Source organism: Streptomyces sp. NBC_01775 (genome assembly GCF_035917675.1).
Taxonomy (GTDB): domain Bacteria; phylum Actinomycetota; class Actinomycetes; order Streptomycetales; family Streptomycetaceae; genus Streptomyces.
Genome location: NZ_CP109104.1, coordinates 5148226 through 5174572, shown reverse-complemented (window position 1 = coordinate 5174572; position 26347 = coordinate 5148226). Strand labels below are relative to the sequence as shown.

Genomic DNA, 26347 nt, shown 5'->3' with positions numbered 1-26347 from the left:
CAGACATCCCAGGCGCCCCGGACACCCCGTAAGGCCGCCCGCCCGGAGCCCCGCTCACAGCCGTCCGCCCAGGGATCCCACCCGCGCCACCACGGTGGAGGTCTTACCGCACACCCAGTGCGGCTCCTCCCCCAGCTCGGGCTCCACATCCAGCGCGTGCGGGTCGGCGCCGACGCACACGGGGCAGACGGGCCAGCGCCCGTACCGCTCCAGCAGCGCGTCCTGCACGTCCTGCGCCACCAGCCCGTCCACGAAGGCGATGCCCTCGGGCCACTGACTCACCCACCAGCGGCGATGCGAGACCGACTCCTCGACGAGCGAGACGATGTCCGCGCGCGCCACGTCCCCGGCCTCCAGATCGGCCAGTATCAGCGCCCGCGCGGCATGCAGCGCCCGCTCCAGCGCGTCCTGTGGCCCGCCGCCCTCTCCCGGGTCCGGATCCGGGCCGGTTTCCTTCGGTTCCATACCTCCATTGCACCACTGAGCACACCCTCCGATCCGCTGTCCCGTTGTCCCGGGATGTGCACCCATCGGAAGCACCCGACGTGGCGGGCATTGACGGGCGACCCGTTCGAAAATATCTTCCATCCGTGAGCAGCAATCTGAAGGAAAGTTTCGCCACCCGCCCGGCCGCCCAGACGCAGGGCCAGCCCCCTGCCAAGGGCCCCGGCCACCAGCGACGCCCCCACGAACCACGCCAGAGCGCGGCCCCCTCCGCACCCGGGCCCGGACCCTCCGCACCCGGGCCCAGCCCCGCCGCCCCCGGCCCCGGCCCGTCCGCGCTGGCGGCCAAGGTCCGCACCATGGGCCCCTCCATGACGCGCTCCATGCAGCGTGTCGCCGAGGCCGTCGCCGGGGATCCCGCGGGCTGCGCACAGCTCACCGTCACCGGGCTCGCGGAGCGCACCGGCACCAGCGAGGCCACCGTCGTCCGCACCTCGCGGCTGCTCGGCTACCCCGGCTACCGCGACCTGCGCCTCGCGCTGGCGGGCCTCGCCGCGCAGCAGGAGTCGGGGGCCGCGCCCGCCGTGACCGCCGACATCGCGGTGGACGACCCGATCGGCGACGTCGTCGCCAAGCTCGCGCTCGACGAGCAGCAGACCCTCGCCGACACCGCCGCCGCGCTGGACACCGGGCAGGTGGAGGCGGCCGTCGCGGCGATGGCGGTCGCCCGCCGCATCGACGTGTACGGCGTGGGCGCCTCGGGCCTCGTCAGCCAGGACCTGGCCCAGAAGCTGCTCCGTATCGGCATGGTCGCGCACGCACATGCGGACCCCCACCTCGCCGTCACCAACGCCGTGCAGCTGCGCGCCGGCGATGTCGCCCTCGCCATCACGCACTCGGGCCGCACGGTGGACGTCATCGAGCCGCTGCGTGTCGCCTTCGACCGGGGCGCCACGACCATCGCGATCACCGGCCGTCCGGACGCCGAGGTGGCGCAGTACGCGGACCACGTGCTGACGACCTCCACGGCACGCGAGAGCGAGCTGCGCCCGGCGGCGATGTCCAGCAGGACCAGCCAGCTCCTGGTCGTGGACTGCCTGTTCATAGGGGTGGCGCAGCGCACGTACGAGACGGCGGCACCCGCGCTGTCCGCCTCGTACGAGGCCCTGGCCCACCGCCACTCACCGCGCCCGCGCAACCGTTGAGCCCTCCCCGTTGAGCCGCACCCGTTGACCGGGCCCGCCGATCCGGGTCCCCCGGTCCGAGCGCGCCGATCCGCTCCGCCGATCCACGCCCCCTGTACGACGGAGCGCCGTACGCCACCCCCTCCCCAGAGAGCCGCACCGAATGACCACGTCGAAGCCCCCCACGAACGCCGACAGCGCACACACCGGGAACGCGCACGCCGGAAACGGCCGGTACGAGCAGCTCCGGCAGCAGCTGGACACCCTCACCACCGAGGCGTTCCGCAGCGAGCTGGCGGAAATCGACCAGCTGCCCACGCTGGAGATCGCGAAGATCATGAACGGTGAGGACAGCACCGTCCCCGCCGCCGTCGCCGCGCAGCTCCCGCGGATCGCCGCCGCGATCGACGCCATCGCCGAGCGGATGGCGGGCGGCGGCAGGCTCTTCTACACGGGCGCGGGCACCGCGGGCCGGTTGGGCGTACTGGACGCCAGCGAGTGCCCGCCCACCTTCAACACCGTTCCGGGGCAGGTCACCGGAGTGATCGCGGGCGGGCCCGGCGCGATGGTGACCTCCGTCGAGGGCGCGGAGGACAGCCCTGAAGCCGCGGTGGCGGACCTGGACGCGCTGAAGCTGACCGCCGACGACACGGTGGTGGGCATCTCCGCTTCGGGCCGTACGCCGTATGCGATCGGCGCGGTCGAACACGCGCGCCGCACGTGTGGCGCGCTCACCGTGGGGCTGTCCTGCAACGCGGGCTCGGCGCTGGCCGCCGCTGCCGAGCACGGCATCGAGGTCGTCGTCGGCCCGGAGCTGCTGACCGGCTCGACGCGGCTCAAGGCGGGCACGGCGCAAAAGCTCGTGCTCAACATGCTGTCCACGATCACGATGATCCGGCTGGGCAAGACCTACGGGAATCTGATGGTGGACGTCCGCGCCTCGAACGAGAAGCTGCGGGCGCGCTCGCGGCGCATCGTGGCGCTGGCGACCGGGGCGCCGGACGAGGAGATCGAGGCGGCGCTGGCCGCGACGGACGGCGAGGTCAAGAACGCGATTCTCATCCTCCTCGGTGACGTCGACGGCCCGACGGCCGCGCGACTGCTGGCAGCTGCCCAAGGACATCTGCGCGCCGCGCTGAAGTCGGCCACGGCCCAGCCCTGACCCCGATCCCAGCCAACCCCGAGACCGACCCCGGCGCCCGTCCGCCGGGCCCTCCACTCCCCCACTCCGCACCATGGCACCCACTCAAAGAAGAGCGAATGCACCATGAGCACAGAGCACACAGACAGCACAGACGGCCCGGACAACACCGGCGGCCCTGACAACACCGGCAGCCCTGGTAACAGCGGCAGCCCCGACAACACCGACACCCCCAAGAGCACCAGCACCCCCAAGAGCACCGGCGCCTCCAAGAACGCCGGCGGCAATCCCGGCCGTGAGGCCGCCGAGGCGATCCTCCCCCTCGTCGGAGGCGCGGCGAACGTCACCTCCGTCACCCACTGCATGACCCGGATGCGGCTCGGCCTGGCCGACCGCTCCCTCGTCCAGGACGAGCCGCTCAAGGCACTGCCCCAGGTGATGGGGGTGGTCGACGACGACACATACCAGATCGTGCTCGGCCCGGGGAAGGTCGCGCGGATCACCCCCGAGTTCGAATCTCTCGTACAAGCAGCGGAGACGGCCGAATCGCGGACCGGGACGGCCGGAGCGGGCAGCACGGCGGACGAACTGGCGGCCGAGGGCGCCGCGATCCGCGCGGCCCGCAAGGAGAAGAACGCGACGCCGGTGAAGCTGATGCTGCGCCGTATCGCCAACATCTTCGTGCCGCTGATCCCGGCGCTCATCGGCTGCGGCATCGTCGCGGGCATCAACGGCCTGCTCACCAACGCGGGCTGGCTGCCGTCCCTGACCCCCGCGCTGACCGCCGTCGCGAGCGGCTTCATGTCGCTCATCGCGGTCTTCGTCGGACTGAACACCGCACGCGAGTTCGGCGGTACGCCGGTGCTGGGCGGGGCCGCGGCTGCGGTGATCGTCTTCCCCGGAGTCGCCGACGTCTCGGCGTTCGGCGAGAAGCTGGCGCCGGGCCAGGGCGGCGTGCTGGGCGCGCTGTTCGCCGCCCTACTCGCCGTCTACGTCGAGAAGGGGTGCCGTCGCGTCGTACCGACCGCGCTCGACGTGCTGGTCACGCCGACCGTGACGGTGCTGGTGGCGGGCCTGGTGACGCTGTTCGGGCTGATGTACGTGTGCGGCGAGCTCGCCACCGGCATCGGACATCTCGCCAACTGGCTGCTCCAGCACGGCGGCGCCGCGGCGGGCTTCGTCCTGGGCGGGCTCTTCCTCCCGCTGGTCATGCTGGGCCTGCACCAGGCGCTGATCCCGATCCATACGACGCTGATCGAGCAGGACGGGTTCACCGTCCTGCTGCCGATCCTCGCCATGGCGGGCGCCGGACAGGTCGGTGCCGCCGTCGCGATCTACCTCCGCCTGCACCGCAACACCTCGGTGCGCAAGACGATCCGCTCCGCGCTGCCCGCGGGCTTCCTGGGCGTGGGCGAGCCGCTGATCTACGGCGTCTCGCTGCCGCTGGGGCGCCCCTTCATCACGGCGTGCGTGGGCGGTGCCTTTGGCGGCGGCATCGTCGGCCTCTTCTACCAACTGGGAACCTCGGTCGGCTCCACGGCCATCGGCCCCTCCGGCTGGGCCCTCTTCCCCCTGCTCAAGGGCAACCACGGCCTCGGCGCCATCGCCGCGATCTACGCGGTGGGCCTGGCCGCTGGCTACGGCGTGGGCTTCCTGGCGACGTACTTCTTCGGCTTCAGCAAGCAGATGCTCACCGATCTGAACGCCGCAACGGAGCCCGAGACAGCGCCCGCCGCCGCCACTCCGCCGACGACCGAACCCCGGCCCGGTTCCGGCCCCGAGCCCGCCCCGGCCCCGGCGGCCACCTCGGCGGACCCGCCCGGCTCACTCGTATGAATGAAGCACCGCACATACGGCTCCCAGTAGCCTGGGCCCCTGGCGAGGATCCCGGCCATGGGAGCAGCAATGAGCGGCGAGCCTGAGTACGGCCCGCGTGACGAACCCGCCCACCAGTGGCCCCGGCCCCCCGTGGGCGGGTACACCTCTGACGACCTGGACCGGCTCCCCAACCTTCCGCCCCACACGGAGCTGATCGACGGGAGCCTCGTCTTCGTGAGTCCGCAAGCCAATTTCCACATGTACGCGATCGGCCTGCTGTGGATGCATCTCATGCAGCAGGTACCACCAGAGCTTCGGGCGATCCGTGAGATGACCGTCACTTTGGGGCGCCACAACCGTCCGGAGCCGGACGTCATGGTGGTGAGAGCGAGCGCTGTCGTTGACGCGGGTCAGACGACCTACCACCCAGAAGATGTCGTTCTCGCCGTGGAGGTCGTCTCTCCCGACTCGGTGGCCCGTGACCGTGACGCAAAACCCCGCAAGTACGCTGCCGCGGGCATCCCTCACTTCTGGCGTGTGGAGAGCGACGAGGGGCGCGCTGTCGTCTACGTCTTCGAGTTGGAACCCGCCACCCGCACGTACGCTCCAATGGGCATCTACCACGACCGGCTCAAGGTCTCGGTGCCCTTCTCTCTCGACATCGACCTGACGCGTATCGGCTTGCCGAGGCCCTGAGCCACGGCGGACTCATCGCTCGGCGCCTGCCCCCGCAGCCCCCGCCCCTGCCCCCGCGACCGGCGGCCCGCCAGTTCCGGCAGCAGGCTCACCAGGCCCAGGGCGGCCATGGCGACGCCGATCCATACGGGGGCCAGGAGGCCGAAGTGGGGGATGGCGGCGCCGCCGAGCGCTGAGCCGATGATGATGCCGAGCGTGATGAAGGACGAGTGCACGGTGTTGACCAGCGGTCCGGTGTTGCCCGCCCGCTGTACCCGGGCCGCCATCGCGGGATTCATGGTGATGCCGGCCAGCCCGATGCCGAGCATGAACACCACGGCGCCGACGGAGGTTTCGGCGAACAGGGCGAAGGCGGCGAGGAAGACGCCGTTGGCCGCCAGCCCGGTCACCAGGACGGCGAGGGTGTGGCGGTCGGCGAGGCGCCCGACGACGATGTTGCCGAGGAGGTTCATCGCTCCGTAGGCGATGAGCAGCAGCGGGACGGTGCCCGTGGAGAAGCCGGTGACCTCGGTGAAGATCGGGTTGAAGTAGCTGAACGCCGAGAAGGTCGCGCCGATGATCAGAGTGCTCGTGCTGAGGACGAGCCACAGCCTGCGGCTGCGGAAGACGCCCAGCTCCTGGCGGATGCTGCCGGCGCCCTCCTGCCGCTCCAGCCGGGGCACCCGCGCGAGGGTCAGCACGGCGGCGAGCACGGTCAGGGCGCTGACGGCCCAGAAGGCGGCGCGCCAGCCGTACCGTTCACCGACGAACGTGGACATCGGCAGCCCGAGCAGCGTGCCGAGCATCAGTCCGTTGAGCGCCACGGACACGGCCCGGCCGCGCAGTCCGGGCTCCACCAGCCGCACGCTGAGGGAGATGGCGGTGCCGAGGAAGGCGGCGGAGGCGGTCCCGGTGATCAGCCGCGCGACGAACATCATGGTGTAGTCGGGCGCGGTGGCGGCGAGGACGTTGCCGGCGAGGAAGATCACGAACAGCAGCAGCAGCGCCTGCTTGGGGCGCATTCTCAAGACTCCCGAGGCCAGGAACGGACCGCCGACGGCCATGGCCGCGGCGAACGCGGTGACGAGGTAGCCGACCTGCGGAATGGTGACGTCCAGTCCGTCGGCGATCTGCGGCATGAGCCCCGCGACCAGGAACTCGCTCGTGACCATGGAGAAGATCCCCGCGGCCATGAGGTAGACGGTGAGCGGCATGAGGTGACTCCTCGCATCGGAATGACGGGACAGCGATATTGGAAAGATCAGTACAAAATTTGGCCGTAAGAGAGCCGCACGGACCCGGAGCCCGTGCGGCATCCCCCAGGCGGTGACCAGCCGACGCTGGCACTGGTGCCGGCATTGGCGCCGACGTCGGCACCGGCACCGGCACCGGCACCGGCACCGGTACTCATAGCGGCAGTGGTGCGGTGCTGATGCTGGTGCTTGGCGCTTGGTGCTGGTCAGCGGCTCCGCAGCGCGTCGAGGGCCGTGGCGGCGATGGCCTCCAACGCGGCGCGCCCGGCGCCGCCCTGGCCCGAGACCCGCATGCCGCCGATGACGGCGTTCACGAAGCGCGCCAGCGCGTCCGGGTCGCGGTCGCCCGTGATGTCACCGGTGCGCCGGCCCTCCTCGATGACCGCCCGCAGCGCCACGAGCCGCACCTCCAGGTCCCGCGCCAGCACCCGTTCGACCTCCGGGTCCCTGGCGGCCAGCTCCACCGTGGTGTTGACGGTGAGACAGCCGATGCCCCGGCCGTCCCGGCAGTACTCGTACTCCTGGTCGATCACCTTCGCGAACAGCTCCTCGATCCGCTCCAGCGGCGGCCGTTCCACCTCTCCCAGAATGTCGAGCTGAATGCCGGTCATGGTGTCGACGTAGCGCGCCAACGCCCGCTGGAACAGGTCGTGTTTGCTGGTGAAAGTGTTGTAGATGCTGCTGCGCCCCAGACCGGTCGCCTCGCACAGATCCTGGGTGGAGGTGGCCTCATAGCCGTTCACCCAGAAGGCGCGCATCGCCGCGTCCAGAGCCCGCTCCTCGTCGAACATGCGCGGCCTGGCCATGCGCGTCACCCTAACAGTTATGTACTGAGCTATCCAATACCGAGGGACGGGTCCCGGGGCATCGGTCTCAGCTCGCCGCCGCCCCGCTCCGGCGGACCAGCACCGCGTTGTCCGTGCGCGTCATCGGCCTGCCGTCAGGGTCGTCCTGGAAGCGCTCGTGCTCGTCGGCGCGCAACACCTCCCACTCGCCGTCCGCCAGCCGCAGCCCCGCCAGCACCTCCTCGGGCGTCGGGAAGTGCACGTCAGGGTGGTCCGCACCCTCTTCCCAGGAGGGCCGGCCCGCGTGGCCGACGATCAGCAGCACCCCGCCCGGCGCGACGGCCGCCGCCGCGTCCCGCAGGATCCGCTCACGCGGCATGTCACCCGGCGAGTACAGGAATTGGGCAGACACCAGGTCGTAGGTGCCCTGCGGGAACGAGGCACCCAGGTCGTGCCGCTCCCATACGATCCGCTCACGCACGCCCGCGTCGGCGGCATGCCGCGCCGCGCGCGTGAGGGCCACGTCGGAGATGTCGACGGCCTTCACCTGCCAGCCTCGGCCGGCGAGCCAGATGGCGTCGCCGCCCTCGCCGCACCCCAGGTCGAGCGCGGTGCCGGTGGCGAGGTCCGCCACCTCCTTCACGAGCTGCGTGTTGGGCTCGCCGCTCCAGATCTGTTCGCGCTCGCGGTAGCGCTCGTCCCAGAACTCGCGCTCGGACGCGTCTTCCTGTGCCGTCTCTGCCATGGCGGGCCTCCCCATCGATTCCTGTGCGGAATGCTGCGCCCGCCCACCGCTCTCCCCCAAGCTTTGTTGCCACCCCGGCAAAACGGCATGCCACCGCCGGACCGGCGGTGGCATGCCGTTGCCGGCCGGCCAAGCCACCGTTGCGGCGGGGAAGGGATGCCGGGCACCGCCGTGGGGGTGGGGCGGCGGTGGCAGCGTCCGCAGGCCCGGGGGCGGGCTCAGGTCATCTCGGGGTCGCCCTTGATGAGGGCGAAGGGAGCCCCCGCAGGGTCGAGCAGCATGGCGAGCCGGCCCACGCCAGGGACGTCGGTCGGGGGCATCAGCGACCGTGCCCCTCCCCGGGTGGCCTCCTCGAAGGTGGCGTCGCAGTCGGTGACCCCGAAGTAGGGGTGCCACTCCGAGCCCGACCCCGCGTCCAGGTTCTCCTGGGGGAGCTGCATGATGCCGCCCTGCCCGCTGTCGCCCTCGGCGCCGCCGCCCGGCGAGGAGACGACGGTGTAGGAGATGCCCGCGTCCATCGGCATGTCCTCGTACTGCCAGGAGAAGACCGAGCGGTAGAACTCCTTCGCCGCCGCCGCGTCGGTGGTGTAAAGCTCCGTCCAGCACAGCGCGTCCGACTCCATGACGGTCTCCAGACCGGTCACGTCGCCCGGCTGCCATACGGCGAAGTCCGCACCGGCCGGGTCCGTGAACTGAGCCATCCGCCCGGCGGTGAACACGTCCATGGGGGCCAGCCGCACGGCACCGCCCGCCCGCTCGACGTCCGCGCGGGTGGCGTCGGCGTCGTTGGTGTGGAAGTACGCCGTCCAGGAGGGGCTGGCGCCTTCGGCCATGAGCGGACCCACTGCGGCCACGGTCTTGCCGTCGAGCAGGAAGAAGCCGTATCCACCGGCTTCCGGGCCCGCGGACTGGAAGGTCCAGCCGAAGACGTTGGAGTAGAAGGTGACGGCGGCATCGACGTCCGGCGCTCCCAGATCGAGCCAGTCCGGGGTGCCAGGAACGAAATCGGTGGTCAGCATGGGTCTCCTCCGGCGTGCATACGAGTCGTGTGCGAGACGTTGAGAGACGTGAGTGACGTGAGCGGCGTACGCGACGGGCGTACGGGCCGCCCGGGAGGCGTCAGCCCAGCATGGCAGCACCGGCGCCCACCCGCCGCTCGAACGACCTCGCCCCGGCGCTGACCTGCACCGACTCGCCTCGACCCGCCCCATGGCGACCCATGCCGACCCATGCCGACGCGAGGGCGGGGCGGAGTCTCCCCCGCCCCGCCCTCGCGTCGGCGCGCTTCACGCTGCGTGGCTCACAGCCGCCCGTCCCTCAGCAGGACCCGGCCCAGCCCGGTCTGCATCGCGGTGAGGCCGCGTACGACGGGGATCAGGGTCGCCAGCAGGATGAGGCCGGCGATGGTGTTGAAGGCGATGTCGGGGCCCCGCCCGGAAATTCCCAGGGCCAGGTCCAGCACTCCGTCGTTGCCGGCGTCGCGCGGCAGGAACCAGGACCACAGGCCGTAGAACAGCCCGCCGACGCCGCCGACGGTCCAGCTCAGCGCGATGCAGAAGGTGACGATCCGGACGGGGAAGGCCACCACGGCGTGGAGGAGGTCGCGCCAGGACTGCGCGTCGAGCAGCGCGGCCCAGCCGCCACGGGCCTCGCGCTCGCGCAGCGGCGGCAGCAGGCGACCGGTGACCCTCTCGATCTGCTGGGACTCGACCCTGGCGAGGTAGCGGGCGACGGAGAGCGTCCCGATGAGCACGGGCAGGCCCACCATGATCACGAGGGTGGAGACTCCCACGGCGAAGCCCACCACCATCACCACGAACCCGGCGATACCCAGCGGCAGCCCGGAGAGGAGGTACCCCATCTCGCGGGCGAAGCGCCCCGTGGAGCGGGCGGTCGCGGAGACGGTCGGAGCCGGGTACCCATGCGTCATCGTCATGTTTCTAATCTCGTGGAAGCGCGGGGCGGGCCCCAGCCGTCTGAGGCGCTTCTCGGGGTGGCGCTAGATACACCGTTGCCGGGGGCGTCATGGAGACGTCGCGTGGAGGCTGGCGGAACCCCGGGGCAGGGTGTGGACGCAGACGTGGGGCAGAGGCCGGACAGGGCGCCGGGCACGGGCGCACGAACGGGAGGGGCCGTCCCCTTCAGGGCCGTTTCGGGGCCGATTCGGGGCCGAATCGGGGCCGGTTCAGGGCCGTCCCTCCCGTCAACGGGCCGCCGTCAGCCCACAGTCACCGTGACCGCGTTGGACGGGGTGCCGGATACGAGAGTGCGCACCTGCTGCTTGCCCTTCATCCCGAGCTTGACGCGGATCGAGTAGTCGCCGGAGCGGTTGACCACGGAAGTGCCCGGCAGGGTCTGCCACTTGGTGCCCTGCTTCTGCTGGAGGTAGACGGTCGTCCCGGACTTGATCCCGGTGACCTTGCCGTGCAGCCGGAACTGCTCCCAGGGCTTCACCTTGGTGTGGTCGGCGGTGACGGTGTTCGTCTTGGCCACCGGCTGCTGTGCGGACTGCGGCGCCGGCTTCGGGGAGTGCCCGGCCGAGGGCGCGGCGACGGCGGTCGCGGCGCCCGCGCTCAGCAGTCCTGCGGTCACGACACCGGCGACGGCGGCACGGAGACGGAAGGTGGGATTCATGGGCGTGCGTCCTGTTCTCGTGAGGAGTGGCCACGTACACCCACAAGTAAAGGAGAAGCGGACATCCAGGCCATCGGCGGGAAGTCCTGGATTCTCCAGCCCGAAAGTCCCACTTCGGACGGACAACCCTCGGGCACGTTCAGTCGTCATCGCCCCCTCCCGGAACCCCTTTCGGGTCTCTTCGGAACCCCTTCGGGTCTTTCCGGAGCCTCTTCGCGTCCACCCGGAGCCCTTCTGTACCTCTCCCCGCCCACCACAAACAGGTGCAGCCCCGTCGGGCCGCGGTGGGGGCGGCGACAGGGCTGCGGATTATCAGGGGCGGGCCGGGACGGAACCGGCCCGGGAGGCGTGAGCCGGGCGCGGGACGGCTCAGTAGGCGGAGTCGACCTTGTCCATGGAGCCGTAGCGGTCGGCCGCGTAGTTGCAGGCGGCGACGATGTTGGCGACCGGGTCGGTCAGCTTATCGGCGGTGCCCTTGACGTGGTACTGGTCGAAGGTCGGCTGGATCACCTGGAGCAGACCCTTGGACGGGGTGCCCTTCTTGGCGTTGACGTCCCAGCCGTTCATGGCGTTCGGGTCGCCGGCCGACTCACGGATGATGTTGCGCTTGATCCCGTCGTAGGAGCCGGGAATGCCGTGCTTCTGCATGATGGAGCGCGCCTCGCGGATCCAGCCGTCCAGGTTGTCCGAGGACCCCTTGGCCTTGCTGGTGTGCGCGTCAGCCTTGGCGGCCTTCTTCAGCGCCGCGGCCTGGGCACCGACGTGCTGTGCGGAGCTGGCGGAGTGGGCGCTGACGGGCTTCTCGGCCGGCCCGGCGGGAGCCTGGGCGTGCGCGGCGCCGGAGAACGCGGTGGTGGCGAGTGCGGCCGTACCGAGGACGGTGAGGCCTGCGGTGGAGAAGCGGGCGAGCTTGGCGTTGCGAGTGGTGCCAATGGTGCTGGTGCGCATATGAACGGAAAGCCTTTCGGAGGGGACGTTGCAGTCGCGGTGCCGGGGGAGGCGGTGGCGGACCGGGGTGCGTTTCCCGACGCCGTGTGCGACTGAGACCCACCTTGGGAGATCCCGGATCGGATGCACAAATATGTGACGTACTATCCTTTTTCGTCTGATTTGACAGCTGAGCCCATACGGCACTCCCCCCGCACCACGAGGGGCAAAACGGACATACGAAGCGGCTTCGTGAGTGACGTGGCTCCTATGGGTGGCGTCACAGGAGGGGGCTTCGCGCCGGACTCCAGATGAACCCGCCGCCACCATGCATGCGCGCCCTGTCAGCGGATTTCAGGGGCTTCAGAGCCCTCCCCCGGACGGCCTCACCCGGACCCGGAAACGCCCGAGGGCGGGCACCCCTGGAAGCAGGGTGCCCGCCCTCAGGTGGGACGAGGCTGAGCCATGGCCGCCGGACGGAGCCCGGTGGCCGATGCGCGCGGACTCAGAAGTCCATGCCGCCCATGCCACCGGCGGCAGCCGCGTCGGCGCCGGCACCGGCCTTCTCCGGCTTGTCGGCGATGACGGCCTCGGTGGTGAGGAAGAGCGCCGCGATGGAGGCGGCGTTCTGAAGCGCGGAGCGCGTCACCTTGGCCGGGTCGAGGATGCCCTCGGCGATCATGTCGACGTACTCGCCCGAGGCCGCGTTCAGGCCGTGGCCCGCGGTCAGGTTGCGCACCTTCTCCACGATGACGCCGCCCTCAAGGCCGGCGTTGACCGCGATCTGCTTGAGCGGGGCCTCCAGGGCCAGCTTGACGGCGGCGGCACCGGTGGCCTCGTCGCCCTCCAGCTCAAGCTTCTCGAAGACCGAGGAAGCCTGGAGCAGGGCGACGCCACCGCCGGCGACGATGCCCTCCTCGACGGCCGCCTTCGCGTTGCGAACGGCGTCCTCGATGCGGTGCTTGCGCTCCTTGAGCTCGACCTCGGTGGCGGCACCGGCCTTGATGACGGCCACGCCGCCGGCCAGCTTCGCCAGGCGCTCCTGGAGCTTCTCGCGGTCGTAGTCCGAGTCGCTGTTCTCGATCTCGGCGCGGATCTGGTTGACCCGGCCCGCGACCTGCTCGCTGTCACCGGCACCGTCGACGATGGTGGTCTCGTCCTTGGTGATCTGGACCTTGCGGGCACGGCCCAGCAGGTCGAGACCGGCGTTCTCCAGCTTGAGGCCGACCTCCTCGGCGATGACCTGACCGCCGGTGAGGATGGCGATGTCGTTCAGCATCGCCTTGCGGCGGTCACCGAAGCCCGGAGCCTTGACGGCGACGGACTTGAAGGTGCCACGGATCTTGTTGACGACCAGCGTGGAGAGGGCCTCGCCCTCGACGTCCTCCGCGATGATCAGCAGCGGCTTGCCCGACTGCATGACCTTCTCCAGCAGCGGAAGGAGGTCCTTCACGTTGCTGATCTTGGAGTTGACGATGAGGATGTACGGGTCCTCCAGCTCCGCCTCCATCCGCTCCATGTCGGTGGCGAAGTAGGCGGAGATGTAGCCCTTGTCGAAGCGCATGCCCTCGGTGAGCTCAAGCTCCAGCCCGAAGGTCTGCGACTCCTCGACGGTGATGACGCCTTCCTTGCCGACCTTGTCCATGGCCTCGGCGATCAGCTCGCCGATCTGGGAGTCAGCGGCGGAGATGGAGGCGGTCGAAGCGATCTGCTCCTTGGTCTCCACGTCCTTGGCCTGCTCCAGCAGGGCACCGGAGACGGCCTCGGTGGCCTTCTCGATACCGCGCTTGAGGGCCATCGGGTTGGCGCCGGCGGCAACGTTGCGCAGGCCCTCCTTGACCAGCGCCTGAGCCAGGACGGTCGCGGTCGTCGTGCCGTCACCGGCTACGTCGTCCGTCTTCTTGGCGACCTCCTTGACCAGCTCTGCGCCGATCTTTTCGTAGGAGTCCTCAAGCTCGATCTCCTTGGCGATGGAGACACCGTCGTTGGTGATCGTGGGTGCGCCCCACTTCTTCTCCAGAACGACGTTGCGGCCCTTGGGGCCGAGCGTGACCTTGACGGCGTCGGCAAGCTGGTTCATGCCACGCTCAAGACCGCGCCGCGCCTCCTCGTCAAAGGCGATGATCTTGGCCATGTGAAGGGGTCCTCCCTGGATTCCCCCATGCCGAGCAGCAAGGGGAGGGTTGGATTTCTCCGGACCGCGCTGGCGCCCGCGACGGACGGCCCACGACCCGGCGGTTCACTTCCCCACCCGGCCTGCGGACCTCACCGACCCGGTCCTTCTTTTGTCACTCTCACTCGGAGAGTGCTAAGCCAATAATTAGCACTCGCCCCCCAAGAGTGCAAGCGGCTCCGGAGGAGTCTCGATGAGGGGTGGTGGGCGGTGGGGGCACCTCCCAGCGGTAGCTGGGGGAGGGCGGGCGCAAGCGGCTCCGGAGGAGTCCCAGCAGGGGCGCATGCGGCGCGGCCCCGCCCCCCGTGTCCGGGGACGGGGCCGCGCACGTGCCACGCAGGGATCAGACCGCGGGCGAGCACTTGTCGTCGTTCAGCTTCATGGCGCTGGTGAAGACTCCGACCATCGGCAGTGCCGAGTAGAGGTTGGTCTCGCCCGGCTTGACGCACAGCAGCTTCTCCCCGCCCGGGTTCCCGGGGGAGGTGTTGTTGTAGTACGTCACGCGGATCCGGTAGTTGTGGTTGTTGCAGTTGATCCAGGTGTCCCCACCTTGGAACCCGCACTCTTTCTTCGCAGACACATCCTTCGCGGACACCTGCGAGCCCTGCGCACCCTGCGCCGACGACGCGGGCGAGGCGGCCGAGGCCACCCCCGGCACCCCCGCCACCAGCAGTGCCGACAGTCCCAGCCCCGCACCCAGCACGCGCGCGGTCCGGCGGTTCATGGAAGTCATAACGCTCCTCCAGCCGTGGTTCCGACGGAAGACGGCATGGTCGAGCACCGCCCCCGTTCGCTCACCACCCCGCTCTTGTGACGCGGTTTGCCTTCCGTGCCCCGTGGTACGCGGGGTGACGAGCAGCCGCCAACATCACACGTGGAGCATGAACACGTCAATACCCGCTCAAAACAGTCCACTTGATAACGAAACGCCAGTCCGAGGCACACAGAAAGGGGCCGCACCCTTGAGGTGCGACCCCTTCCCTAAGTTCTGCGCAGTCCGGCGCTCAGCCGGTCACGCGGACCATGTCCGCCTGCGGCCCCTTCTGACCCTGCGAGATCTCGAACTCGACCCGCTGCCCTTCATCCAGGGTGCGGTAACCGTCCATCTGGATCGCGCTGTAGTGGACGAACACGTCCGCACCACCGTCGACCGCGATGAAGCCGTACCCCTTCTCCGCGTTGAACCACTTGACGGTGCCCTGAGCCATTCCTAACTCCCCTATTACTGGCCCTTGCGCGGATCCGCACTTCGCGAACCCGGGTCAGACCTCACCCCCAGTAACCGAGGGTGTGCGCCGGAACGCGTCGACCGCCGCTGAATGTATCTGCACGGACGCCCTGTGCAACAGGTCAATCGGACGAGAATTCTGGGCACGTCCGATCGGAAATAACCGCTCAACTGCGGGTAGAGCAGGGCAAGTCGGGCCGGGCATAGAGGGTCAACACGACAATTGACACGCCGTTTTCGGCAACAACTTGCCGCGTTCTCATATGCGTTCGGCAAAGACCACTGAGGGCCGAAGGAGGGACTTCCGCAACTCTACCGCCTCCCGAAACACGGAATCGCCCCTTCCGGATGACTATCCGAGAGGGGCGATTCCGTTTGTGTGCGGCCAGGCCGGAAGATCAACCACCCGCCACCGCGGGAATGATCGAAACGCCCGCGCCGTCGGGAGTCGGAGTCTCCAGCCCCTGCTCAAAGCGGACGTCGTCGTCATTGACGTAGACATTCACGAACCGGCGCAGCTTGCCCGCGTCGTCCAGTACCCGGGCACTGATCCCGGTGTGGTTCTTCTCCAGATCCGCCAGCACCTCAGAGAGGGTTCCGCCTTCGGCAGAGACTTCCGCCTGGCCGCCGGTGTAGGTCCGCAGGATGGTCGGGATTCGGACATTCACGCTCATGTTGATCTTCCTTAAGGTAGAGAGGACCTAGCCCCTGCCCTTCCCGCTTCTGGCAGAGAGGGCGCCCCACATACCCCCAGTTCAGGCAATCGCGCCAGCGAGCTCATCCTCAAGAGCCGGACAGGCTTGTTGCCCGGGGGGTCCTAGGGGGCGGAGCCCCTCTAGCGGGGGGCCGTTGGGGGGCAGAGCCTCCCCAACGGCCGTCCGGCGAGGACAAGGGGGAAAGGGGCGAAGCCCCAGAAACAGGTTCAGGCCAGTCCGGCGTCACGGAACGCGTCAAGAGACGGCGCGATAACAGCGGAGGGCCCAGCCGTAGGCGCAACGGCATCAAGCGTCTTCAAGCCATCCCCAGTGTTCAGCACCACAGTGCTGAGCGAGGGATCAAGCGCCCCACTCTCAAGAAGCTTGCGCGTCACGCCCAGCGTGACGCCCCCCGCGGTCTCCGCGAAGACCCCCTCCGTCCGCGCCAGCAACTTCATCGCATCGACGATCTGCGAGTCGTTCACGTCCTCGACAGCCCCGCCGCTCCGGCGGCAGATGTCGATGACGTACGGCCCGTCGGCCGGGTCACCGATGGCGAGGGACTTCGCGATCGTGTCGGGCCGCCGCACGGGCCGAACCGCGTTCGTCCCGTCCTTGAAGGCGCGGGACACCGGCGAGCACCCCTCCGCCTGTGCGGCGAAGATCCGAACCGGCTTGTCCTCGACGAGCCCCAGCTCGATCAGCTCCCGCAGCCCCTTGTCGATCTTCACCAGCTGGCAGCCGGAGGCGACGGGGATGACGAGCTGGTCGGGCAGCTTCCAGCCGAGCTGCTCGCAGATCTCGTACGCGAGGGACTTGGAGCCCTCGGCGTAGAAGGGGCGCAGGTTGACGTTGGTGAAGCCCCAGCCCTCGCCGAGCGGGTCGCCGATCAGCTCGGAGCAGAAGCGGTTCACATCGTCGTAGGTGCCGTCGATGGCGACGAGGTCACCGCCGTAGATGGCGGCCATCACGACCTTGCTCTGCTCCAGCCCGTCGGGGATGAACACGCACGAGCGCAGCCCGGCGCGCGAGGCCGCGGCGCCGACAGCGCCCGCGAGGTTGCCCGTGGAGGAGCAGGACAAGGTGGTGAAGCCGAACGCGCGGGCCGCCTCCAGGGCGATGGCGACCGGGCGGTCCTTGAAGGAGTGCGTGGGGTTGCCGGAGTCGTCCTTGACGTACAGGCCGCCGGTGACGCCCAGCTCGGCGGCGAGCCGGTCGGCCTTCACCAGCTGGGTGAAGCCGGGGTTCAGGTTCGGCTTCTCGGCGACGTCGGCGGGCACCGGCAGCAGCGGGGCGTAGCGCCACATCGAGGCGGGCCCGGCCTCGATGCGCGCGCGCAGGGCCTCGGGGTCGCCGGTGGGCAGCTCGTAGGCCACCTCGAGGGGGCCGAAACACTCCAGGCACACGAAGCTCGGGCCGAGCGGAGTGCGGGTGCCGCACTCCCGACAGGAGAGGGCGACGGCGGCGCCGAGCGAGGGTCCGTCGGCGGAGGCGCCGGAAACACCGGAGTCGCCGGAGGCGGGAGTGGCGGAGGCGCCGGAAGTGGTGCTTGAAACTGTCTGCACAGCCATGGAGGCGAGGCCCTTTCTCCTCATCTTCCCCGTGGCGGATTTCGTCACGGGCCGGAATTGGCACCTTCCCCACGTAGGCGGTCTCGCCTGTGAGTGTCCGCGCACGCGCGGACCGCGGGATGGTTGCCGGGGCTTCAACGGGCCGTTCCCTCTGCCCCTCTGGATGAGCTGCTCTATGGCACCGGCCGGCACAGGCCACCCGGGCGTTTGTCGCGCGGACCCCGGCATGCGGGGGTCGTGCACGTTGTTCAAGACTGTAACCGACGGCGGTACGGCTCGAGACAGACGTCCGCACCGCGAGATGGATCACAGGAGGGCGCGCACGTGCTCGATGAAGTGGGGCAATGGCTGCGCAGCCGGTCCTGGAGCGCGGCCGACCGGCCGCTTGACCTGCTGCTGGCGGCCAAGCGCCGCAAGGGCACGACCGTCAGCGTGGTATTGCCCGCACTGGACGAGGAGGCCACCGTGGGCGAGATCGTCTCGGTCATCCGCCGCGAGCTGGCCTCCAGCGCGGTTCCGCTGGTGGACGAGCTGGTCGTCATGGACTCCGGCTCGACGGACCGCACGGCCGAGGTCGCGGGGGCGGCCGGCGCCAAGGTCGTCCACCGCGACGAGGTGCTCCCCCGGCTGCCCGCGCTGCCCGGCAAGGGCGAGGTGCTGTGGCGCTCGCTGCTGGCCACCCACGGCGACATCGTCTGCTTCGTGGACGCCGACCTGAGCGAGTTCTCGGCCGACTTCGTCTCCGGCATCGTCGGCCCGCTGCTGACCGATCCGCAGCTCCAGTTCGTCAAGGCCATGTACGACCGTCCGCTGCGCGACAGCCCCGCGGGCGGCGGCCGGGTGACCGAGCTGGTGGCCCGGCCGCTGCTGAACCTGCACTGGCCGCTGCTGGCGGGCATGGTCCAGCCGCTGGGCGGCGAGTACGCGGTCCGCCGCGGCCTGCTGGAGCGGCTGCCGTTCCCCGTCGGCTACGGGGTGGAGCTGGCGCTGCTCATCGACGCGCTGGACCTGGTGGGGCTGGACGCGCTGGCGCAGGTCGACGTCGGCGTACGCCGCCACCGGCACCAGGACGGGCCGGCGCTGGGCCGGATGGCGACGGCGATCTACGCGACGGCGCAGCGGCGGCTGTGCTGGCCGGAGCCCGGGCCCGGCGGCCTCCCCCTGACCCAGTTCGAGCGCGACCAGGCCGGCACCTTCGTACCGCGCGACCACCTCCTGCGTACCGAGGAGCGGCCCCCGATGCGCACGGTGCCCGAGTACCGGCCGGGCTGGGCGGCCTGATGAGGCCGGCTCCGGCCGCGCCGGCGGCCGGAGGCTCTTCCCGGACGGCCGGAGGCTCGTTCGGCCTCACGCACGTTTGAGCGGTTCCGGCGGCGGCTAAGCTCCGCGCATGGTCGCTGACACAACGTCGCAGGTACTCGTCGCGTCCAACCGCGGTCCCGTCTCCTTCTCGGCGGACGAGGACGGCACGCTCACCGCCAAGCGGGGCGGCGGCGGTCTCGTCTCCGGCCTCTCCGCCATCGGGCCCGAGACCGACGCCGTATGGGTGTGCGCGGCCCTCGGCGACGGTGACCGCGAGGCGGTACGCCGCTTCGCGGGCCGGCTCGACCCCTCGGACACCGGCGGTCAGACCGTACGGATGCTCGACATCCCCGCCGCCACCTTCGAGGCCGCGTACCAGGGCGTCGCCAACTCCGTGCTGTGGTTCACCCACCACATGCTGTACCAGACCCCGTTGGAGCCCGCCTTCGACGAGGACTTCGCCCGGCAGTGGACGGCGTACGAGGAGTACAACGCGGCCTTCGCCGACGCGCTCGCCGAAGAGGCCGCCCAGGGCGCGACCGTCCTGGTGCAGGACTACCACCTCACGCTCGTCCCCGGGCTGCTGCGCGAGCGGCGCCCCGACCTGCGGATCGGCCACTTCTCGCACACCCCCTGGGCACCGGCCGACTACTACCGGCTGCTGCCCGACGAGGTGGCCGCGCGGGTGCTGCGCGGCATGCTCGGCGCCGACCGCGCGGCCTTCCTCACCCGGCGCTGGGCGCGGCTGTTCACCGAGTGCTGCGAGCGGGTGCTGGGCGCCACGGTCACCGACGACGGGATCACTTACGAGGGCCGCACCACGCGGATCGGCGTCCACCCACTGGGCGCGGACGCGGACTTCCTGCGCGAGCGTGCCTACCGCGAGGACGTCACCGCGCGGATGGCGCAGCTGCGCGAGCAGATCGGCACGGCGCCGGACGGGAGCCCGCGCCGCACCGTCGTCCGTGTGGACCGCACCGAGCTGTCCAAGAACATCGTGCGCGGCCTGTACGCGTACCGCCGCCTGCTCCTGGACCACCCCGAGTGGCGCGAGCACGTGGTGCACCTGGCCTTCGCCTACCCCTCGCGGCAGGACCTGGCGGTCTACCGCGACTACACGGCCGAGGTCTCCCGGGTCGCCGACGGCGTCAACGCCGAGTTCGGCACCCCCGGCTGGACGCCGGTCGTCCTCCACGTCAAGGACGACTTCGCGCGCTCCCTGGCCGCCTACCGGCTGGCCGACGTGGCGCTGGTCAACCCCATCAGGGACGGGATGAACCTGGTGGCCAAGGAGATCCCCGTCGTGTCCGAGGAGGGCTGCGCCCTGGTGCTCTCGCGGGAGGCCGGGGCGTACGAGGAGATGGGCGAGGACGCGCTCTGTGTGAACCCCTTCGACATCACGTCCACCGCCGCGGCGCTGCGGACGGCCCTCACGATGGACCCCGCCGACCGCCAGGAGCGCACCAAGCGCCTGTCCGCCACGGCCACCGCCCACCCGCCCACCCGCTGGCTCCTGGACCAGCTGACGGAGCTCCGCCCGGCCGGCTGATCCCCGCCTCTCCGGCGGAGGGACAACCTGGCGGACAGCCCCGAGCCGGCCCGGGCTACAGCCGCTCGGCCAGTCCCTCCAGGAAGGCCACCAGCCCCGCCGGACCCGGCAACGACACATCCGCCCGGGACGTCAGCTCCGGCACCCGCTCGGCGGCGCCGTCCGGTGCGGAGTAGAGCAGCAGGCCCGGCACTCCCTCTCCCCGCAGCACGTCCACCGCGTCGTACGCGGCGACATCCCCGAGGTCATCACCGGCGTAGGCCACAGCCCCGGCCTCCCGCTCCAGGACGAAGCTCCTGAGCGCGGCGCCCTTGTCGGCGCCGGGCGGCCGAAGCTCCAGCACGAGGCGGCCGGGCTCGACCACGAGCCCGTGCCGCTCCGCGAGCGCGTACAGCGGCTCGCGCAGCAGCGCGAACGCCGCCTCGGGGGATGCCGTGCGCCGCGTGTGGACGGCGACAGCGCGGCCCTTGTCCTCCGTCCAGGTGCCCTCGGGCGCGCCCAGCCGCTCCAGCAGCGCGGGGAGTTCGGCCCGTGCGGCGGCGACCCCGGGCGGCGGCTCGGGCGCGCGTACGGCGCCGTCCGCCGCGTCCCAGCGCTCGGCGCCGTACGCTCCCAGCACGGTGAGTCCCTCCAGTCCGCTCACGCCTTCGAAGCCGCCGTAGCGTACGGCGTCGGCGGCCGGGCGGCCGGTGACGACGGCGATGGCCCGCAGCCTTGGCGCGAGCCGGGCGAGCGCGGGCAGCGCGCCGGGGTGGGCGCGGGCGTCGCGCGGGTCGGGGACGATGGGCGCGAGCGTCCCGTCGAAGTCGAAGGCGAGCACGGCGCGGGCGGGGTCGGCGAGGAGGGCGGCCAGCCCGGCGCGCCCCGCCTCGGTGACAGTTTCAGGCAGCGGCATGCCGCGCACCTTAGCGAGCCGGGGCCGCCCCGCTAACGGGTGCGGTCGCGGCTGTGCTGCCGGGCGCGCCGCAGCCGGTTGACGGTGACGGGGTCGTACGCGAGCGCCGCCTGGTCGTCCAGCAGCCAGTTCAACAACTGGTAATAACGCACCGGGGACATGCCGAGCCGCTCGCGTATGGCCCGTTCCTTGGCGCCGGGCGAGGGCCAGCCGCGGGCGGCGAAGGCGAGCACGGCGCGGTCCTGGTCCGTCAGGCCCGCACCCCGTTCAGGGGGTGCCACACGCTCCTCGCCCCCGCTGCCGCCGTCCGTGTCGCTCATCCCTCCACGCTACCGGCGCGGTCCGACAGAGCGCTCAGGGCTTCGAGCGGACGCAGGGCTCCGGCCGGGCGCGAGGCTCCGCGCCGAGGGGCTCAGGACTCGGCCTTCTTGTCGGCGGCCTCGGCATCGCGCTGGAGCGCGCTGAGCACCGCCTTCGGGTCGCCGCCCTTGGCCGCGGCCTGTCCGACGGTGGTCTTCAGCTCGGTGTTGATCGTGGCCCAGGAGACCTTGCCGACGGGGTAGAACTCGGCGCCGCTGAGCTGGTCCAGGAAGCGCCACAGCTCCTTGTGCTTGCGGTCGCGGCGCATGTGCTTGGTCGTGGCGGTGGTGACCGGCATCAGGTCGTAGCGGTCGGCGAAGGCGTAGTGGTTCTTCTCCCGGTAGATGAAGGCGAGGAGCTTCCCGCACTCGTCGCGGTGGCCGTTCTCCTTGAAGGCCATCGTCCAGTCGGCGACGCCGAGGTTGCCTTCGGCGGGGCCGTCCTTGCCGGGGAGCTTGCCGGTGCCGTACTGCACGCTGTGCCGGTCGGCCTGGGGCATCAGCGTGGGGTGGCCGTTGAGCATGCCGACCTCACCGCGGCCGAAGGCGTCGAAGAGCTCCTGCCGGTTGGTCCGCTCGGGCTGGGAGTTGGTGAGGCCGGGGTCGACGAGGTTGTCGCGCAGCCAGGTGAACGCCTCGACGTTCTCCGGGGAGTTGATGGTGTAGTTGCCGACGCTGTCGACGTAGGAGCCGCCGTTGCTGATCATCCACATGAAGGTCTCGGCCTGGGCCTCCTCGGAGCCCAGCGGCAGCCCGTAGGGGATCTTCACGCCCGCCTTCTTCAGCGCCTTCGCGGCGGACTTGATGTCGTCCCAGCTCTCGGGGGCCGAGTCGGGGTCGAGTCCGGCCTGGGAGAAGAGGTTCTTGTTGTAGAAGAGCAGCCGGGTGCTGGCCACGAAGGGCAGTCCGTACTGGACGCGGTGCACCTCGCCCGCCTCGGCGAGGGCGACGAGGAACTCGGCCTGCGCGGGGATGGGGAGCAGCTCGCTGACCTTGTAGAGCCTTCCCTCGGCAGCCCAGTTGGCGTACGAGTCGAGCTGGGCTATGTCCGGTACGTTGCCGGATTTGACCATCTCGTTGAGCTTCTTGCCGATCACGTTCCAGCTGTAGACGGTGACATCGACCTTGATGTCGGGGTTCTCCTTGGTGAAGGCGTCGGCGAGCGACTTCCAGTAGGTCTCGGAGCTGTTGTTGCCGCCCGGGTCGCCGTAGTCGGCGGCCACGAGCTTGAGCGTGACATCTCCGGAACCGGACCCGGTTCCGCACCCTGACAGCGAGGTCAGACCGGCTGCCCCGGCCACTCCGGAAGCAGTCATACCAAGGAAACGCCGTCTTTCCATGTTCTCCACTACCCCTCAGAACGTGCTGAGTGCCTCCCCCCTGGCACGGCCTCTCCTGCCCGTGTCCGAGCCGCGAGTCTCCCTCCGCGTGTGCCACGGGGTCTACACCGGGTTGGATACCGGTACGGAATCCGGTTGGTTTCCGTTCAGTTCTGCTTGGCGAGTTCCGGTCCGGATTCTCGGCGAGTTCCAGCCCGGATACGGACAAAATCCCTTTCCCCGCTTGCCGGTCGGCGCTCCGGGCACGGCCGAAGGGCGTATCCGGAAAGAAGATCCCTGGAGTGGACTAGACCTTTCCGATGCAATCGCGGGAGACTGTGCGGCGTGGATACCCGTGTTGAGCCCGCGAGCGGCAAGGCCCCGCAGTACGTCATCGCCCTCGATGTCGGCGGCACCGGCATGAAAGCCGCGCTCGTCGGCGCCGACAACGAGCTGCTGCACGAGGTGCGCCGCACCACCGAGCGCGAACGCGGGCCCGAGGCCGTGGTCGAGGGAATCCTCGACTTCGCCGCCGAACTGCGGGCCACCGGCCTGGAGCAGTGGGGCACCGAGCCGGCGGCGGCGGGGGTCGCCGTGCCCGGCGTCATCGACGAGGAGCGGGGCATCGCCGTCTTCTCCGCCAACCTCGGCTGGCGCGACGTCCCCATGCGCACGCTGCTGAGCGAACGGCTCGGGCAGGGGCGGCCCACGGAACTGCCGCCGCTGCCGGTCGCCCTGGGCCACGACGTGCGCACCGGCGGCCTGGCCGAGGGGCGCCTCGGCGCGGGCGCGGGCGTGGACCGCTATCTGTTCGTCCCGCTGGGCACCGGCATCGCGGGGGCCATCGGCATCGGCACGACGGTCGAGCCCGGCGCGCACGGCAGCGCCGGGGAGATCGGCCACATCGTCGTACGCCCCGACGGGCCGCCGTGCGGCTGCGGGCAGCGTGGCTGTCTGGAGCGGCTGGCCTCCGCCTCCGCCGTCGGGCTGGCCTGGGCCGAGGCGTGCGGGGACCCCAGGGCCACGGCCGCCGACGCGGCCAAGGCCGTCGAGTCGGGCGACCCGCGTGCCCAGGAAGTGTGGGACGACGCCATCGACGCGCTGGCCACCGGCCTGGTCACGGGACTCACGCTGCTCGACCCGCGCACACTGATCATCGGCGGCGGCCTCGCCGAGGCGGGCGACACCCTCTTCGTTCCGCTCCGGGAGGCGGTACGCCAGAAGGTCACATTCCAGCCACTCCCGGCAATCGTGCCCGCGGCACTCGGGGACGCCGCCGGCTGCCTGGGCGCGGGACTTCTCGCCTGGGATCTTCTCTCCGCGGAGGTTGCGAGCCGATGAGCAAGCGAACGGTGCTGACCGGGGCCCGGGTGGTGCTCCCCGGCGGAGTGCGGGAGGACGGCGGACTCACGGTCGAGGGCCGCCGCCTGGTCGCCGCGGACGCCCCCGGTGAGGGGGCGGCTCCCGGCGAGACGCTCGACCTGACGGGCCACTGGATCGTCCCCGGCTTCGTCGACATGCACGTGCACGGCGGCGGGGGCGCCTCCTTCTCGGCCGGCACCCACGAGGACTCGCTGACCGTCATCGGCACCCACCGCAGGCACGGCACCACCACCATGGCCGCCTCCACCGTCACCGGGGACCTGGACGACCTGTGCCGGCAGGCCGGATCGCTGAGCGAACTGGCCGAACAGGGCGACCTCGCCGGCATCCACTACGAGGGCCCGTTCATCGCCTGCGAGCGGCGCGGCGCGCACGAGGAGTCGCTGCTGCGCGACCCCGATCCGGCCGACGTGCGCAAGCTCGTGGAGGCCGCGCGCGGCCAGGCGCGGATGGTGACCCTCGCACCGGAGCGCCCCGGCGGCCTGGACTCGGTGCGGCTGCTCGCGGACGGCGGTGTCATCGCCGCCGTGGGGCACACCGACGGCACCTACGAGGGCACGCTGGAGGCCGTGGACGCGGGCGCGACCGTGGCCACCCACCTGTTCAACGCTATGCCGCCGCTGGGCCACCGGGAGCCGGGCCCGGTCGCCGCGCTGCTGGAGGACGACCGGGTCACCGTCGAGCTGATCAACGACGGCACCCATCTGCACCCGGCCGCCCTGGAGCTGGCGTTCCGGGCGGCGGGCGCGGCCCGGGTCGCCTTCATCACCGACGCCATGGGCGCCGCCGGCATGGGTGACGGCCGCTATCCGCTGGGCCGGCTGGAGGTCGAGGTGCGCGACGGGGTGGCGCGGCTGGTCGAGGGCGGCTCCATCGCCGGCTCGACGCTGACCTTGGACCACGCCTTCCGGCGCGCGGTGACCGTGGACCGGCTGCCGGTCACCGACGTGGTCGCGGCCCTGTCCGCGAACCCCGCGCGGCTGCTGGGCGTGGACGGCGAAGTGGGCTCGCTGGAGCCGGGCAAATACGCCGATCTGGTGGTGCTCGACGAGGAATTCGCCCTGGCCGGAGTCATGCGCCGCGGCGAGTGGGTGGTGTCCCCCGGAGCGCTCTGAACTGCCCCTGGGGGCTCGCCCGTCGGCGAATCCAATGGCATGATCACTCGCGCGCCCGCCGCCCGGAGCGGGGGCCGGTGACGCTGGTTCCGTGTGTTGATGAGGGTGGTGTGCGCCAATGATCCTGACTGTCACGCTCAATGCCGCGCTCGACCTCACCTACCGCGTGCCCCGGCTCACCCCGCACGCGTCGCACCGCGTGCGGGAGGTGACCGAGCGCCCCGGCGGCAAGGGCCTGAACGTGGCCCGGGTGCTGGCCGCGCTCGGCTTCGAGACGACCGTCACCGGCTTCGCGGGCGGGGACACCGGGCGCGAGCTGCGGACCCTGCTCGCGGCTGACCGGACAGGGGTGACCGACGCGCTGGTGGAGGTCTCGGGGCGCACCCGGCGCACCGTGGGCGTGGTGGACGAGTCCACGGGCGACACCACCCAGCTCAACGAGCCGGGCCCGCACGTCGGTCCCCAGGAGTGGGACAGCTTCCTCGACGCCTACCGCCTGCTGCTGCGCTCCGGTACCGAGGCGGTGGCGCTGTGCGGCAGCCTCCCGCCGGGCGTACCCGTGGGCGCCTACGCGGAACTCGTACGGGAGGCCCGCACCACCCGCACCCCGGTGCTCCTGGACACCAGCGGCGAGCCGCTGCGCCGGGGGCTGGCGGCCCGGCCCGAACTGGTCAAGCCCAACGCGCACGAGCTGGCCGGCATCACCGGCACCTCCGAGCCGCTGCGCGCGGCCCGTGCGGCCCAGCGGCGCGGCGCCCGTGCGGTGGCCGCCTCACTCGGCGCCGACGGAATGCTGATGGTGACCCAGGACGGCACCTGGAGCGCGGGCGTACCCGAGCGGCTGACGGGCAACCCCACCGGTGCGGGTGACTCGGCGGTGGCCGGGCTGCTGTCCGGCCTGGCGGAGGGGCTGCCCTGGCCGGACCGGCTGGCCCGCGCGGTGGCGCTCTCGGCGGCGACCGTACGGTCCCCGGTGGCGGGCGAGTTCGACGAGGAGACCTACGCGCGGCTGCTGCCGTCGGTCAGGGTCCAGCAGGTCGACATCCCCTGACCGTCCGGCACCGCGTCCTGACCGGCCGCCTCAGCACTGCCCGGCTCAGCGCCGTCCGGCTCAGCGCCGCGGCTCCCCGCGACGTGGGCGAGCCCGCGCCG

Annotated in this window: 25 protein-coding genes and 1 riboswitch; of the genes, 9 read left to right on the top strand and 16 right to left on the bottom strand. The window is 71.0% G+C overall.

Going from position 1 to position 26347, the window contains the following annotated elements; genetic code table 11:
* Nucleotides 1-54: 54 nt before the first annotated feature.
* Complete coding sequence (locus OHB04_RS23175) at nt 55-465, bottom strand: hypothetical protein (protein ID WP_326689578.1); 411 nt, start codon at nt 463-465, stop codon at nt 55-57.
* A 125-nt stretch (nt 466-590) separates the two neighbouring features.
* Here OHB04_RS23175 and OHB04_RS23170 point away from each other — a divergent pair, with 125 nt between their 5' ends.
* The 4 genes from OHB04_RS23170 to OHB04_RS23155 all read left to right on the top strand — a co-directional run bounded on the left by OHB04_RS23170 (nt 591) and on the right by OHB04_RS23155 (nt 5283).
* Nucleotides 591-1649 carry a MurR/RpiR family transcriptional regulator gene (locus OHB04_RS23170; protein ID WP_405804253.1) on the top strand — a complete coding sequence of 353 codons (1059 nt, stop codon included), beginning with the start codon at nt 591-593 and terminating at the stop codon, nt 1647-1649.
* A gap of 142 nt (nt 1650-1791) precedes the next feature.
* The gene (murQ, locus tag OHB04_RS23165; protein ID WP_326808211.1) at nt 1792-2790 is read left to right on the top strand and encodes an N-acetylmuramic acid 6-phosphate etherase; all 999 of its coding nucleotides are present in this window, start codon (nt 1792-1794) and stop codon (nt 2788-2790) included.
* A 105-nt stretch (nt 2791-2895) separates the two neighbouring features.
* Nucleotides 2896-4605 (top strand): PTS transporter subunit EIIC, encoded by a 1710-nt coding sequence (locus OHB04_RS23160; RefSeq protein WP_326689576.1) that lies wholly within the window; start codon nt 2896-2898, stop codon nt 4603-4605.
* Nucleotides 4606-4674: 69 nt separating this feature from the next.
* Entirely contained in the window at nt 4675-5283 is a 609-nt protein-coding gene (locus OHB04_RS23155) for a Uma2 family endonuclease (RefSeq protein WP_326689575.1), read from the top strand.
* Here the strand turns inward: OHB04_RS23155 and OHB04_RS23150 are convergent.
* The 12 genes from OHB04_RS23150 to thrC all read right to left on the bottom strand — a co-directional run bounded on the left by OHB04_RS23150 (nt 5205) and on the right by thrC (nt 17273).
* Nucleotides 5205-6476: an MFS transporter gene (locus tag OHB04_RS23150; RefSeq protein ID WP_326808210.1), complete on the bottom strand. Its 1272-nt coding sequence runs from the start codon at nt 6474-6476 to the stop codon at nt 5205-5207. The two genes, OHB04_RS23155 and OHB04_RS23150, sit on opposite strands and share 79 nt — an antisense overlap.
* Before the next feature lie 245 nt (nt 6477-6721).
* Entirely contained in the window at nt 6722-7321 is a 600-nt protein-coding gene (locus tag OHB04_RS23145) for a TetR/AcrR family transcriptional regulator (RefSeq protein WP_326689573.1), read from the bottom strand.
* Nucleotides 7322-7388: 67 nt separating this feature from the next.
* Complete coding sequence (locus OHB04_RS23140; RefSeq protein WP_326689572.1) at nt 7389-8045, bottom strand: class I SAM-dependent methyltransferase; 657 nt, start codon at nt 8043-8045, stop codon at nt 7389-7391.
* 218 nt (nt 8046-8263) lie between these two features.
* The gene (locus OHB04_RS23135) at nt 8264-9064 is read right to left on the bottom strand and encodes a VOC family protein (RefSeq protein ID WP_326689571.1); all 801 of its coding nucleotides are present in this window, start codon (nt 9062-9064) and stop codon (nt 8264-8266) included.
* 281 nt (nt 9065-9345) lie between these two features.
* Nucleotides 9346-9981: a sensor domain-containing protein gene (locus OHB04_RS23130; RefSeq protein WP_326689569.1), complete on the bottom strand. Its 636-nt coding sequence runs from the start codon at nt 9979-9981 to the stop codon at nt 9346-9348.
* A gap of 281 nt (nt 9982-10262) precedes the next feature.
* Nucleotides 10263-10679, bottom strand: coding sequence for a hypothetical protein (locus tag OHB04_RS23125; protein ID WP_326689568.1), 417 nt, complete (start codon nt 10677-10679; stop codon nt 10263-10265).
* Between the two features lie 369 nt (nt 10680-11048).
* Nucleotides 11049-11627 (bottom strand): transglycosylase SLT domain-containing protein, encoded by a 579-nt coding sequence (locus tag OHB04_RS23120; RefSeq protein ID WP_326689567.1) that lies wholly within the window; start codon nt 11625-11627, stop codon nt 11049-11051.
* Nucleotides 11628-12111: 484 nt separating this feature from the next.
* Nucleotides 12112-13740, bottom strand: coding sequence for a chaperonin GroEL (gene groL / locus OHB04_RS23115; protein WP_326689566.1), 1629 nt, complete (start codon nt 13738-13740; stop codon nt 12112-12114).
* Nucleotides 13741-14122: 382 nt separating this feature from the next.
* Complete coding sequence (locus OHB04_RS23110; RefSeq protein ID WP_326808209.1) at nt 14123-14512, bottom strand: hypothetical protein; 390 nt, start codon at nt 14510-14512, stop codon at nt 14123-14125.
* 271 nt (nt 14513-14783) lie between these two features.
* Nucleotides 14784-14987 carry a cold-shock protein gene (locus tag OHB04_RS23105; RefSeq protein WP_016472377.1) on the bottom strand — a complete coding sequence of 68 codons (204 nt, stop codon included), beginning with the start codon at nt 14985-14987 and terminating at the stop codon, nt 14784-14786.
* Nucleotides 14988-15405: 418 nt separating this feature from the next.
* Entirely contained in the window at nt 15406-15681 is a 276-nt protein-coding gene (locus OHB04_RS23100) for a MoaD/ThiS family protein (protein WP_326689564.1), read from the bottom strand.
* Nucleotides 15682-15929: 248 nt separating this feature from the next.
* The gene (gene thrC, locus OHB04_RS23095) at nt 15930-17273 is read right to left on the bottom strand and encodes a threonine synthase (RefSeq protein WP_326689563.1); all 1344 of its coding nucleotides are present in this window, start codon (nt 17271-17273) and stop codon (nt 15930-15932) included.
* A 17-nt stretch (nt 17274-17290) separates the two neighbouring features.
* Nucleotides 17291-17443, bottom strand: a riboswitch (SAM riboswitch).
* 154 nt (nt 17444-17597) lie between these two features.
* Between thrC and OHB04_RS23090 the strand changes: the two genes are divergently transcribed.
* The gene (locus OHB04_RS23090) at nt 17598-18554 is read left to right on the top strand and encodes a glucosyl-3-phosphoglycerate synthase (RefSeq protein ID WP_326808208.1); all 957 of its coding nucleotides are present in this window, start codon (nt 17598-17600) and stop codon (nt 18552-18554) included.
* Between the two features lie 109 nt (nt 18555-18663).
* On the top strand, nt 18664-20124 hold the full coding sequence (locus tag OHB04_RS23085; RefSeq protein WP_326689561.1) for an alpha,alpha-trehalose-phosphate synthase (UDP-forming): 1461 nt from the start codon (nt 18664-18666) through the stop codon (nt 20122-20124).
* Nucleotides 20125-20179: 55 nt separating this feature from the next.
* Here the strand turns inward: OHB04_RS23085 and otsB are convergent, their stop codons facing one another.
* The 3 genes from otsB to OHB04_RS23070 form a co-directional block, all read right to left on the bottom strand.
* Complete coding sequence (gene otsB, locus OHB04_RS23080) at nt 20180-21019, bottom strand: trehalose-phosphatase (protein WP_326808207.1); 840 nt, start codon at nt 21017-21019, stop codon at nt 20180-20182.
* A 32-nt stretch (nt 21020-21051) separates the two neighbouring features.
* On the bottom strand, nt 21052-21339 hold the full coding sequence (locus tag OHB04_RS23075; RefSeq protein ID WP_326689559.1) for a DUF3263 domain-containing protein: 288 nt from the start codon (nt 21337-21339) through the stop codon (nt 21052-21054).
* Between the two features lie 92 nt (nt 21340-21431).
* On the bottom strand, nt 21432-22694 hold the full coding sequence (locus tag OHB04_RS23070; protein WP_326808206.1) for an extracellular solute-binding protein: 1263 nt from the start codon (nt 22692-22694) through the stop codon (nt 21432-21434).
* A 423-nt stretch (nt 22695-23117) separates the two neighbouring features.
* Between OHB04_RS23070 and OHB04_RS23065 the strand changes: the two genes are divergently transcribed.
* From OHB04_RS23065 to OHB04_RS23055, 3 genes are all read left to right on the top strand, one after another.
* Complete coding sequence (locus OHB04_RS23065) at nt 23118-24038, top strand: ROK family protein (RefSeq protein ID WP_326692848.1); 921 nt, start codon at nt 23118-23120, stop codon at nt 24036-24038.
* Nucleotides 24035-25195 (top strand): N-acetylglucosamine-6-phosphate deacetylase, encoded by a 1161-nt coding sequence (gene nagA / locus OHB04_RS23060; RefSeq protein WP_326689557.1) that lies wholly within the window; start codon nt 24035-24037, stop codon nt 25193-25195. Before OHB04_RS23065 ends, nagA begins: the two co-directional genes overlap by 4 nt.
* Before the next feature lie 118 nt (nt 25196-25313).
* Nucleotides 25314-26246, top strand: coding sequence for a 1-phosphofructokinase family hexose kinase (locus OHB04_RS23055; protein WP_326689556.1), 933 nt, complete (start codon nt 25314-25316; stop codon nt 26244-26246).
* Nucleotides 26247-26347 lie beyond the last annotated feature (101 nt).